The 13,834-nt window shown below is 33.8% G+C and carries 7 protein-coding genes and 1 pseudogene; 6 read left to right on the top strand and 2 right to left on the bottom strand.

The annotated features are described in order from the left end of the window. The 4 genes and pseudogenes from QZN45_RS10750 to QZN45_RS10740 form a co-directional block, all read left to right on the top strand. The coding region (locus QZN45_RS10750; protein WP_296812888.1) for a hypothetical protein at window positions 1–336 on the top strand (336 nt) is incomplete at its 5' end. A gap of 126 nt (window positions 337–462) precedes the next feature. Beyond that, window positions 463–624, top strand: a pseudogene (locus QZN45_RS11115) (zinc ribbon domain-containing protein); the annotation flags it as partial. A gap of 70 nt (window positions 625–694) precedes the next feature. Then, on the top strand, window positions 695–1,162 hold the full coding sequence (locus tag QZN45_RS10745) for a hypothetical protein (protein ID WP_296801961.1): 468 nt from the start codon (window positions 695–697) through the stop codon (window positions 1,160–1,162). A 224-nt stretch (window positions 1,163–1,386) separates the two neighbouring features. Then, a complete protein-coding gene (locus QZN45_RS10740) occupies window positions 1,387–1,530 on the top strand; it encodes a hypothetical protein (protein ID WP_296812886.1) in 144 nt (47 codons plus the stop codon). Between the two features lie 147 nt (window positions 1,531–1,677). Here the strand turns inward: QZN45_RS10740 and QZN45_RS10735 are convergent, their stop codons facing one another. Together QZN45_RS10735 and QZN45_RS10730 are read right to left on the bottom strand one after the other, a co-directional pair. Next, window positions 1,678–2,280 (bottom strand): TetR/AcrR family transcriptional regulator, encoded by a 603-nt coding sequence (locus tag QZN45_RS10735; protein ID WP_292607818.1) that lies wholly within the window; start codon window positions 2,278–2,280, stop codon window positions 1,678–1,680. Window positions 2,281–2,312: 32 nt separating this feature from the next. Then, window positions 2,313–2,921 carry a TetR/AcrR family transcriptional regulator gene (locus tag QZN45_RS10730; RefSeq protein ID WP_292607822.1) on the bottom strand — a complete coding sequence of 203 codons (609 nt, stop codon included), beginning with the start codon at window positions 2,919–2,921 and terminating at the stop codon, window positions 2,313–2,315. A gap of 247 nt (window positions 2,922–3,168) precedes the next feature. Here QZN45_RS10730 and QZN45_RS10725 point away from each other — a divergent pair, with 247 nt between their 5' ends. Both QZN45_RS10725 and QZN45_RS10720 read left to right on the top strand, forming a co-directional pair. Next, window positions 3,169–5,433, top strand: coding sequence for a right-handed parallel beta-helix repeat-containing protein (locus tag QZN45_RS10725; protein ID WP_296812883.1), 2,265 nt, complete (start codon window positions 3,169–3,171; stop codon window positions 5,431–5,433). Next, the coding region (locus QZN45_RS10720) for a right-handed parallel beta-helix repeat-containing protein (protein ID WP_296812881.1) at window positions 5,411–13,834 on the top strand (8,424 nt) is incomplete at its 3' end. The genes QZN45_RS10725 and QZN45_RS10720, both read left to right, overlap by 23 nt.

Raw genomic sequence — 13,834 nt, 5'->3', positions numbered from 1 at the left:
TACCTGGATTTATTAAACAGTCCAGACACCAAATTCAACAACATCACAGTATATTATGACGGATTAAACCACTATGCATCATTCAACATTGAAACTGATACACCAGAACAATTACCATTAACCGGAGAGCACATTGGATGTGATATCAATTCCAACAAAAACGGATGGCTAGTCACAAGCGAAAGACAAAAAGAATTCTTTGATGTTGACCATGACAACCAAATGATCAAACACATCAACAGAGTAATGTCCAAATGCAGAAACATGAGCAGACGATGGAAAAAAACTACAAAAAAAGACTACAAAAATGGTACAACAAAAGAACAAACCAATTAAATGACTACATTGAAAAACTAACCTACAACATAGTCAAAAAATATGATACCATAGTCTTTGAAGAAAACTACTCTACTATCAAGATCTTAATCGGAGGAGAGCAAAACATGATGCGTACAATTCGTAAAACCACACAACACAAGCCGAACATGCCACCACTGCGGACACATAAACAAAGAGTTAAAAGTCAAAACACGCAACTGGAAATGTCCAAAATGCGGAAAAATACTTGATAGAGACATAAACGCAGCAATTAATATTCTAAACCGCTGGTTCAACGGGGATTAGCCTGAAAATACTTAAATTAACCATTATTAAGTGAAAAAAATTCAGGAATCCCCACCCTCTTTAGGGTGGGGTGGTTCAAATTGTTTGTTCTTTAATATCTTGGTCAATAAGATATATTTCGGAGTCTTTAGGTTTAATAGAAACTGGATTTGGATTATATTCATTTAATTGTTATTTGTCTCCATTATACTTTATAGGTGGTATTGCATTATTCTGTGTCTTTAAAAATATTAAAATTACCAAATCATTTTCAATATCCATGATTAAATTCTTCGCTCCAGTTTGTTTCGGTGTTTACCTGATACATGATAATATGATAGTTGACAAGTATGTCTTGGCCAAAAAATTCGCATTTTTAGCAAATATGGATCCAATTTCCATGATTATTGGCATAATTCTTGTTGGTGTGGGAATATTTGTTGCATGTTCTTTAATTGACTGGATACGGGAATTGTTATTCAGAAAATTAAAAGTCAAATCCAGACTTGCTAATTTGGAAGAAAATATCTACTTGAAATTTGATAACTATTTAAGTTAAATAGTTATTATTTTCTTTTTTTAAAGTCGTATGATGGGCTTAATACTTATGAACATTGTGTATTGAATACATTTTTGGCAATGAAGATGGCATGAGATAAGGCACAGTTTTAATTATTGGATTATAAAATTAATGACTTACTTTTTAGTTATCATCAGCTCCAACAGTTGCAAGAAGAGATACAAGCGAAATACTTTGATGTAGGTGTAGGCTATGAAAAATAGGTGGAAGTAAGGAAGTATGAAAATACTCATTGGAATGAAGAAGCAGAAGTAATTAGTCAGTTTAAGTATTATTTAAATGATTTGATTATGCAATTAAATGACGGCACGGAGCAGTTAATCATTAACATGGAAAATAATATTTAGTTTTCTGTATCTAAATATTTGTCAGAAAAAGTAGTAATTTAGGCAAATAATTAATTAATAACCTGTTAAACAGAAGGTGGGTTACTCTTAATATGTCATGAATTTTAATTATTTTTTTTCTTGTTTTATTAAATTTAAAATAGTTTTTCACTGGTATTCGATGGCCTGCCATGCCATTTCAAAGTTTTTCTCAAAAATGAGATCAATATCCGCACTTGGGAAATCTAACCAAACGCATTGAATTCCCATATACATGATATACAATGATTCGGCAATGTTTTTACTTGAAAAATCTTTTCTGATTTCATTTTGCATTTTACCATCTTCGACAAGGTCGGTTAAAAATATTCCAATATCATTTCCTGTTTGTGAAATTACTCTTCTAACATCATCATTGGCATATCCTGTTGAGGTTAAAAGCATAAATACGCTTCTATAATTGATTTTTTCATTTATGCTTTCAATTTCCCTACCGTTTATGAAGTGATGTAAAATATAAAGCAATGCATCATGGATTCTGTCCTTTGTGGAACCTTCAAGATGGATTTTATCAAAATCGATTTTAATATAATCCACCATATACTTTTGCATAATTGCTTCAAATATGTCATTTTTATCTGAAAAATGATAATATATGCCTCCGGTTGTCAGCCCAGTGCAATTTCGAATTTCACTAATTGAAATGTCGATTGTGCCTTTATCTAATATTAATTTTAGTGTTTTTTCAAGAATCAAATCTTTAGTGTTCATCTAACCACACAATGTTTTTAATAGTTAATTAATTATTCTCTGAATCTTATCTTTTCCCATTGCAAATTAAAATTATCTTCAAAGGTTGAAATCATATCATCAATTAGATACAGCTCCCATTTATATTCAATTCCCATGTACATGATAATTAATGACTCTACAAGGTCTTCGGTTGGTAGGTCTTGTCGGATTTCCCTGTTTTTTTGACCTTCATTAATAATTTCTGTGAATAATTCCTTCAATTCGTTTAGGAGGATTTGGCATAAATCCTGAAAATTTTCATGAGCAAATCCATTTGCAGTCAAAATCGCCAATATGATTCTGTAGTCTATTTCATCATCAATCGTTTCAATCTTGATTCCGGTTTCTTTTTGCTTAAAAATTTCAGCCATGACGTCGTGGAGTTTCTCTTTTGCATTTCCCTTTATCTTCCGGAGTTCATCTATATTGATTTTGTAATAGTTTATATAGTATCTTTCAGTAATTTCTTTATATATCTCTTCTTTGTTTGAAAAATAGTGATATATTCCACCAATTGCAATTCCGGAGGATGCACTTATTTCTCTAATAGAAATGAGAGAGTCTTGTTTTTCTATCATTAATTTTAAAGTATTTTCTAAAATTAACTGTTTTGTATTCATACATTGAACAATTTATATTTTATAGTTATTAAATGATATAGAAAACGAACGTTCTGTTAGTGAAAAATAAGAACTAACGTTCTGTTATATTGGAAAATAATAACTGATTTTGTAGTTTTTGCCCATTAATCATCATAATCTTTATAAAACAATTAAAGAAAAAATATTAATAAGAAAATATTGGACATCTCAATCAATATTATTTCTAATATTTTCTTTAATTGCATATACGATGAGGTATTTTAAAATGAAGAAAAAAACGATAGGGATATTGCTGATAATGTCTCTTGTGATGATTATGTGTATCGGTGCAATTTCTGCGGCTGATACAAATGATACGTTGCTGGAGGAGATCAGCGATACTGATATTGCAACGGTTTCCGTTGCTTTACAAGACAATGCCACTTCGCTTGAAAGTGAAGCGGGCAGTGATGTTGAAATTAGTGCAAATGATAACTCGGATGAAATATCCGATGGGAAAGTAAAGGCAGGTGCTTCTTCTAATGCAGGTGAAGAGGTGCTTTCCGCTTCAGATGATGATTTGCTTGGAGAAAACCCAAACTTTTATTATGCGGGCAAATGGTACGGAGATTTGGATGATGCCGTTGATGATGCCTGTGATAATAATGGAGGAACAATATATCTTAAAGCAAGAGCATGGGGTTACGATTCAGCTGAACGGGAAATTACAATTAGTGATGGAGTATGGATAACATTCCAGCCTTATAATTCTGGTGATGAAGTTATTTTTGACGGCCAAAAGAATACATATTGGTTTTTTAAGATAGATGATAAAGATGCACATATCACTTTCAATGACATAACCTTTAGAAATGGAGGGGACGGATCTTTAGCTAGTGATGGTGGTGCTATTAGGATCATACATGGATCTGTGACCTTTAACAACTGTATATTTGATAACAATGAAGCCGGTAAGAACATTGCTGGAGGTTTTGGTTGGGGAGGAGCAATCTTTCTTGATGAATCCGATGCTTCACTCATAGCTAATAATTGCCGGTTCACAAACAATAAAGCAGACAATGGAGGTGGAGCAGTCTGTGCTGAAGATGATGCTTCAGCTACCTTTAATAACTGTTATTTTGAGGGCAATACTGCTCCAAATGGAAACAATGTTCTTGATAAAGATGGCGGATCTCATACTTTTAACAATTGTCGTTTTATAGGAAGCGGGTCCCTTGATATTGTAGTGGATGCTCCTGCTAAAACAGTTCATATAACTCCTGATGTTAACGATGATGTGAATTATGCTGTTTTATATAAAGGTGGTAATTATTATGATAGAAAACCATGTAATGATGGAGATGAGGCAACTTTCTCTAATCTGGAGAAAGGAACCTATACAGTTTACATGATGAAAAATTGGGAAGCAAAATATGAGTATTCAGGAAATACTTTTTCTATTATGGAACCTAATTTTGTTTTAGATGGTGATAAGGTATTTGAAACTTTAAGTGCTGCTGTAAATGCTATTCCTAGTGGCGGATCCGGGGTAATTACTGTAGAAGGTGGAACTTACACTGATTCTGCTAACTTTATGGTGAAAATTTCAAATAAAAAGGTAACAATTATGCCTAAAGAGTATTCTTCTTTGAATCCTGTTGTTTTTTCACCTATTTCTCAAAAAAATTATGTATTGCATGTTGATTCGAATTCCCAACTCACTATGGAACATATAACTATGGCAGGCCGGTTAAGTAATGCATTAATCTTCGATGCTAATCAGCAGTGTACCATTTCAAATTGTGAATTTAAAAATATTCGACCTTTTGGAGATTTACCTGGATGCACAATTATTGCACGAAATGCAAATCTGGTACTGAATGGCAATACTTTCGAATCAAGTGGTATGATGGATTTAAGTAATACTGTTGTAAATATAGATGATTGTACTTTCACTTCTAATATTTATTATGGTGGTCACGGGGGAGGAGCTATCTATGCTGATTCTTCTTCAGATGTAACAGTTACCAACTCAGAATTTACCGGTAATCAAGCCCCAAATAATGGTGGAGCAATATATGCCAGCAAACTTAAAGTACATGATACTAAGTTTATAGGAAATGGAGCAAAATTGGGAGGGGCTATTTATATAGCCAGCGGCTCTAACGATCTTGTAAATATAACTAACTGTGTTTTTGATTACAATTATGCAACTACTGGTTACAGAAACATATATTCAGAATCAACCACAAGGAAAATTAATTTGCAGTTCAATGAATATGATTTGAATTTAAAAATAGATGAAAAAGATGGATCATATGGTATGGATTATATTCTTGATGGCGTTTTCGAGTGGGGATCTAATTTAGATAATAATTATACTGTTTTAGCAGGAATTAGAGATGATGAAAATCTGTTTGGAGACTTGCTCACCATTAAAGATAATCAATTTAAAATAAGTATGGGAGTATTGTCCGGAGGAACACACGAATTCGCTATGGAAGGAATGTATACTCAAGGAGACAGTAATGACCATTTCTATTTGCGCTAAGGCAGCATATGCAAAAATAGTGATTGAAAAAGCAAAAATAATATTAACTCTTGATGTAAAGGATGTTTTAATACCTGAAACACCTGTTTTAAATGTTAGTTCTAATTTTGATTACAATTACACTATTTTTGTTGGAAATAAATATTATCAGCTTGAAGTTGTAAACGGTAAAGGAAGCATGCCGCTGCCAGGCCTTGATTTAGGAAATCATACAGTTGTTGCTATGCGCGATGCTGATGAAAACTTTTATCTTGCTATGAATTTCACAACATTTACAATTTCTAAAACCTACAGCAACTTCCTCGTCGTAAGTACAAATGTGGAATATGATACTTTAGCTGAAGCTGTAGCCAATTCCGGTGATGAAGATACAATATATATTAAAAATGGCACATATAACGACGCAAAAGTAGTAATATCCAATAAGACTTTAGATATTATTGCATTGGAAACTGTGGTCTTTGATGCTCAGGGCGGCGATGCGAATTTCATAATTGTAAACGAAAATGCTGAAGTCTATATTTATGGTATAGCATTCAGAGGAATTCACAACAGAAATACAAATTATGGAGCTATAGTCAATCACGGAGATCTTTCACTGGATTCATGTAATTTTACAGACAATAAGATTACAAAAACATCATTTGCTGGAAATGGTGGAGCAGCTATATTTAGTGACGGAGAATCACTGGAAATTGACAACTGTAATTTCATAAACAATGTCGCTCCTTTAAAAGTAAGTACTGCAGCAGTCACATCATTGGGTTATGATGATGTTTCAATCACAGATTCCAAATTCATAAACAACACTGCACGTGAAGGAGGAGCAGTTCACTTTAAAAACATAGCTCAATTTGAATCAGCAATCTATTCATGTGATTTTGAACAGAATACTGCTGTTAAAGGATCTGCAATATATGTTGGAAACAATTCAAGATATGTATCTGTAAGCCTATCTAATTTCGTTAAAAACAATATCAAAAATAGTTTAGGAGAAAAAGCTCAGCTTGAAGGTGGAGTAATATATGTCAATGCAAACACTACCGAGGTAACAATTGACATCGGATTATCCAACTTTGAAAACAACGCCAACAAAGATGTCGACGGAGGAGTCTTATGTCTTGATGGAAATTCAAATGCATTCATTGAAGGCTGTACATTCAATAACAATAGTGGTAAGTTGGGTTCTGCAATTTTAATCAAAAACCCTAATAATGAAAAACTCACATTGTTTATAGATAGCAGTTCCTTTACAGATAACCATGCAACAACTGGAGCTGTTGCAACCTCTCCTAAAGTTATAGCACTCATTGAAGAGTGTATTTTTATAAATAACACTGGAGAAAGCAGACATATTTACAGCAACGGATTTACTGTGGCTCATGATACTGTTTTTGAAGTTAGCGATGCTAACTTAAAAGCGTCAACTGTTTCATATGGTAATGACTCAATAATCAAAGGTGCAGCAGATCCTGGTGTCAATATCTACACATTAGCAAACTTAACCGTTGATGGTGAAAATGTCACTGCAGAAATTAAAAACAATGCATTTACCTATAATGCAGGTGTATTGAATCATGGAAAACATACAGCTGTTTTAAATAATATTGTAGATATGAACAATAATACATACTTGATGGACAGCATAAGTGTTACTTTCAAAGTTAACCGCATAGGCATTGAATTAAATGTTTCTGTTGACAATATTACCTATGGTGAAACCCTAAAAGTCGTTGAAACACTGCCTTCTACTGCTTCAGGTAGAATAAGTTATCAATTGAATGGAAAAGGATACACAAAAGATGAACTTGAATCATTGAAATTAGATGCAGGAAAATATGCCCTAGTAGCTACCTACAATAATGAAGATTACGCACCTTCATCTTCCACTGTCAATTTTGAAGTATATAAAGCCAATCCGACCATATCTGTAGAGGATGTGGAAGTAGAAGATAATGGTACTGTTATTGTAAACATAAAAACAAATGTTCCATCAATCTATACAATAGAAATTGGAGATTACAAAACTGATAAATATGTTAACGGTAGCAGAGCTGTTGAAATAGATGAAATATTTGAACCTGGAACCTACACAATCAAAGTCACTTCACAGGAACGTGTAAACTACAAATCAAATTCCACTGGGGCTACTTTGAAAGTCACTAAAAATATTCCGGTAGTCACATTAAATGCCTCCAATAAAGTCACATCTCCAAATGAGGCTATTGTCGGTGTTTCAGCTCCGGAAAATGCAGTAGGAAATATCACCTACACAATAACAGATTCAAATAAAAACATTGTTAAAACCCTAACCCAATCCTGCAGAGACGATTTAATCGTTTCCGATTTGGATGACGGAGACTATGAAATCAATGCAGTATTTGAAGGTGATGATTTATACTATTCAACCAGCAATATCAAAATGGCTCCATTATCCATTATGAGGTCCGCAAGTAATGTAAATATTCTCAGCGAGGATGAAGATGACTATGATGATGAATATTATTATCCATTCATATACCAAGAAGATGAAGATTCAGATTATGAATATTATGAAACCCTGGAAGAAGCAATAGATGCGGCTTCATTAATGGGAGGAATCATTACAGTTAGAGGCGGAACCTATTATTACGAAGATGGAAACGCCGGTATTGATATTGAAGGAGAAGCAGAAATAACAATCAGAGCTTTTGCAGGCGAAGAGGTTATTTTTGACTGTCAACATGAAAGTGACTTCCTGTATTTAACATATGATACTGAAGTAGAGATAATTGAGGCAGCTCCACCTATTCCTATTATATATACCACAGAAGGGCCTACCATTACACTTGAAAACATTACCGTAATCAACGGATATGCCAACAGTGATGGTGGAGTTATCGAAATGGATGCAGGTAGTTTAACATTGCTGAACTGTAATTTCTACAATAACGAAGCTGAATATGGTGGAGTAATATATATCGGTTCACTTACTTCAGATCAGGATGCAGATGTCATTGCATATAACACTACATTTATAAACAATATTGCAAGATCTGAAGGTGGAGCAATCTATATTTCAGAAGGTCTTGAACAGTTCGTATCAGCTTCATTTTACGCATGTACATTTTTAGACAACTACCAAGGTGAAGATGATGAGAGAACTATGAATTACTTTGCTGGTGATGCTGCTGATGAAATAGTTAAGAAAGCTTGTATATTTAACGCTAAGGATACAGTAACTTGGTCAATGGATAAAATCAACCAGACAGTAACTGTTAACGGTACATCTACTGATGCCTTCGATTCAATCGTTTTATTGTACTTCGATCATATACCATTATACTCAATTTACAATAACGGTTCCCAAACATTTAATGTCACTTTCGAGGATGTAATGGGCGGAAACTACACTATAGGTGTAATGAATGACCATGACCTCAATACATATATCTTTAAAGACGCATCATTTGAAATGAGGGTGCCAAACTTCATCATATCCGCAGATGAGGTATATGAAAACTTAACTGATGCTATTGGCAATGTTACAGATAATGGTATTATTTATGCAAATGCAAATTATCATATTGATGAGAATATGGAAATTGACATTACCAAATCTTTCACACTTACCAATTTCAGAGACCGCATGGTTGTTTTCGATGGAAACAGCACAAACTGGTTCTTTACAGTGGCTGAAGGATGTAATGTTGTAATTGAAAACATTGAGTTTGTTGATGGAGGCATAAAAAATCACGCATCAATTGAAAATTACGGCAGTTTAACACTTAAAAACTGTTCTTTCACCGGTTTTGAAACCGATACAATCATATACAATTCCGGTTCCTTAAATATAACAGATGGTGTATTTTCACTTAATTCCATTAACAATGCTATTGTTTTAAATAATGGAAAATTATTCATCGACGGAGCTGAATTCTCAAGCAATGTCATAAATACAAATTCTGTTGTGTACAACAATGGAAATGCAGAAATTGTTGCTTCCAATTTCACAGAAAACATCAATAACGGAAATGGTGGTGCAATATATAACAAAAATTCATTAACCATTAAAGACACAGTTTTCAATGAAAATGAAGGTATAAATGGCGGAGCTGTTTATAATGAAGGAACATTAGAAGTCTTAAACTCTACTTTTGAAGATAACACTGCAAACGGATATGGTGGTGCAATTTTCAATGACGGTGAAGCAAACATAGCTAATTCATCATTTAGCGGAAGTTTCAGTGCAAAGGACGGAGGTGCCATTTACAATAATAATATGCTGATTGTGAATAATTCCACATTAGTTGCAAATACCGCAACAGGCAATGGTGGAGCAATCTACAACAACAAAACCTTGAAACTTGCAGAATCCTTCTTTGGAATTAACTTCGCTTACGAGTATGCAAACATTTACAATGCAGGCGATGTTCAAGAATTTAGTAATAACACATTTGATTTCTATGATGTGATATTATACGTACCGGATGGAGAATACGGCATTCCTACAACAATTACAGGCACACTTGATCCTCAATTCAACATGGACCTTCAATTAATATTACCTGGATTTGTTAACTATAAAGATGCTGAAGTCGCAATTACAGATGGTATATTTGAATATAATACCGGTATTTTACCAAAAGGCGCTTATGACGTTATATTAAATGAAGTCATTTATGATAAAAACGGCAACGTTTATTATGGTGAAGCAATAAGAGACAGGCTTATCGTAAATAAGGCGAATGTCTACATAAATCTGACCGTAGAGGACATTATCCTTAAGAATGCAGATAAAGGTACACCTGTTTTAAAAGTCAGCGCAAGTAAAAACGGAACATTCCAGCTTCTGTTCAATAATAGGCTTTCAACTTTCACTATTGCTGACACTACAGCTGAAATAACATTGGACAGTGTTGGAGAAGGAAACTACAGCGTAATGGTTGTCCGTGAAGGTGATGAAAACTATAATGATGCAGCAAACGGAACCACATTCACTGTAAGCGAATATTTAGGCAATTTCATTGTCAACAGTACTGGTGGAAAATTCGAAACATTACGTGAAGCTATCAGTAATTCTGCAGCTGAAGACATCATTTATGTAATGGAAGGAACTTACAGCGGTTTTGGCTATGCCGCAGGAAATATTGTAGGTAAAAAATTAACCATAATTGCACTTGGAGATGTTGTTTTTGATCAAAGTACAACTAATTTAGGGTTTATAAACACTACTGGAGACTCTGATATTACTATATGTAATGCAGTATTCACCGGATTTAAAACTAACTATAAGAATGCAGTCTTTTTCAATAGAGGTAATTTGACTTTAGATGGATGTGCCTTTGCCAACAATACTTTAGGAGAAGACAGTGATACCATAGAATTTAAAGCATTTATCTATAATGAAGGAAATTTAAATATTGTTAACTCTGAATTTTATGACAATAACATATACCACACTTACCTCGTCACTAGTAAATCTGACATTATCATTAATGAATCAACATTTGAAAACAATACAATCGACAGTTGGGGTCGCCTCATTAATATAACTAATGCGAATTCAGCAAAAATCATATCAACCGAATTTGTTGAAAACACATTAGGATCCGGTGAAGCCATTTTTGTTGAGAAATGTAATGATGTTCTCATTAATGCTGAATTTTACGATAATACTAAAGGAGAAGGTATTTTTGCAAGGGATAATTCAAAATTGAATATTGAAAATTCAATATTTACAGGAAATGCATTTAGCCATATAATTGAATCATGGAACAATGTTCAAAATAGTATTTCAGGATGTACATTCACAAACAATACTGGTTATTATATTGTTTTAAGTGAAGACAAAAATCTGTCCGTTTCAGAATCCACATTTTTATCCAATACCCTTTCAGACAACCCACATTCAGGTGAAAGTACATTATTCATTGGATCAGATGTGAATGCTAGTGTCAACGGATGTGTGTTTGCAGAAAATAAGGGAGGCGATTGCAGAAACATCTATAGTGAGAACCCTAATGTGAACATTACCCATACAACCTTTGATACTGAAAACGTCGATTATGCTGTTAGTGATATTGACTACGGAAAAACTGAAACAATTAACGGTACTATTGATATTGGTACAAACTTCGACTTCAATGTCAATTTAAACATTAACAACAAAGTCTATCCAGTCAAAGTAACTAACAATAAATTCACCCTCACTTTAAGCAATCTAACAGGTGGAGACTACGATGTGGTATTAAATGCACAAAACGATGATTCAAACACATTTGTATTTAATCAAAAAACTAAAACATTCACTGTAAATCGTATAGATCCTGGATTAAAAGTTACAATATCAAATATTACTCAGGGTGAAAAATTAGAAGTTAATGCAACACTCATCAATAATGCTACCGATAAGATTCTCTATCAATTGGATGGAAAATGGTATAACAAGACTCAGCTTGAAAATCTCACATTGACCCATGGTAACTATTTAGTTGCAGCATCATATGGTGGAAATAAAAACTACTATCCAGTCGGTATACCAGTTTATGTGGAAGTTTACAAAACCACTCCAAACATAACTGTAAGTGATGCTGAAGCTAACTATGGTGAAGATATTGAAATTAATGTAAAAGTCGACGTTGCTGATTATTATACCGTATTTATAAACGACAGCTACGATGATGCAGTTTCATTGTATATTGACGGCAGCGGAACATTTACAGTTCCAAGTAAAAACTTCAAACCTGGTAAATATGAAATCAAAGTTTATAAAATTGAAACTGACGACTATAATGAAGCATACGGCTATGCTAATTTAACAGTTAATGAAAATATCGGAATTTTCAACCTATCTAACGATACTATTTATTATGGTGAAAATGCAACTGTTAGTGTGAAAGTTCCAGAAAATGCATATGGAAACATTACCTACACTGTATACGATTCCCAAATGAATATTGTTTACACTACCACACAGTCCTGTCTCGAAGAACTTGTTGTTCCTAATTTGTATGTTGTAGACAATGTTGGAAAATATCTGGTCACAGGTACTTATGAAGGTGATTCCTACTACACCAATAAATCCGTAGTCTATCCTGGCGTAGTATTAGTCATTCCAAAAACTGTAGAATTAAACATTACTGTATCCAATATAACCTACGGCGAAAAAGCAGTAGTTACTGTTGGTGCAGATGCTGACGGCGAATATCTCGTTTATGTCGGTAATGAAACTTATAAAGTTAATGTTGTAAACGGTACCGGAAATGTTTCAGTTCCTGGCTTGACTGTTGGAAGTTATACTGTTAATGCAACTGCAATTGACGGGAATTATTCCGCATTTGAAGAAGCAGTATTTGAAGTAACAAGTAAACAGATTTCCGTTGTTGTTTCTGTTGAGGATATTACTTATGGTGATAATGCTACTGTTGTTGTTCAGGCAGATGTTGACGGTGAATACATTGTAAGTATTAGAGGTGAAAACTATACTGTATCTGTTAATGATGGAGAAGGAGTTAAATATATTCCTGATTTAACTGTTGGTAAGGATATTTTTGTTTCTGTAACTGTTGTTGACGGTAACTACAGCGCATATAATACCACAACATTCAATGTAAATAAACAGGACACTCCAATTGAATTGGATGTCGCAACTGGAGAAAACAATGTGACAATGACTGTTACTGTTGATGAAGCAGCAACCGGTCTTGTCAAATTCCAAGTAACCGGTGAAGAGGAATACACTCTCTATGTCGATGTAATTGATGGTAAAGCGGTTCTTCAAGATATTCTTGAAACTGGTGATTATACAGTAATCGCAACCTATATGGGTGATTCCAGATTTAATACTAACATTACCTCTGAAGAGTTCACTCTCAAAGGTCACATTAAGAAAGATACACCTATTACTGCTAGTGCTGAAGTGGTTGGATACAGAGTTACAGTGACTGTGAATGTTGATGAAAATGCTACCGGATTTGTACGGTTAGCTGTTGGCGGTACTGTTGCTAATATTGAAGTAGTTGATGGTGTCGCAAAATTAACTACTAATTTACTTCCAAATAGTTACTTTGTTGAGGTAACTTATCTTGGTGATGATAACTTCAATATGAACAGTACTAGTGTGACATTTACTGTAACAGAAATTTCCAAGGAAAATACCACTATCGATCTTAACATTGATGTTTATGAAGATGCTGCATTGGTTATGGTTGATATAAACGAATCTGCAACAGGACTGGTTAAATTCTATATGGTAGGTAAAGAAAGCGGTGAAGAATATACTATGTACATGGACGTTATTAACGGTCATGTGGAAACCTTTACCAACAGCATCGAACCTGGAAACTACACCGTAGTTGCAACATACATGGGCGATTCAGTATTCAACACCAACACTACATCCAAAGACGTTGAAATCCTC

The organism is uncultured Methanobrevibacter sp. (assembly GCF_900314695.1).
Classification (GTDB): Archaea; Methanobacteriota; Methanobacteria; order Methanobacteriales; family Methanobacteriaceae; genus Methanocatella.
Note: the sequence above shows the minus strand (reverse complement) of the source record. Positions and strands in the feature narration are given on the sequence as shown.

Coding starts and splice junctions, on each gene's coding strand:
- QZN45_RS10730 (WP_292607822.1), bottom strand. CDS start 2,921: ATGAATACAAAACAGTTAATTTTAGAAAATACTTTAAAATTAATGATA.
- QZN45_RS10735 (WP_292607818.1), bottom strand. CDS start 2,280: ATGAACACTAAAGATTTGATTCTTGAAAAAACACTAAAATTAATATTA.
- QZN45_RS10725 (WP_296812883.1), top strand. CDS start 3,169: ATGAAGAAAAAAACGATAGGGATATTGCTGATAATGTCTCTTGTGATG.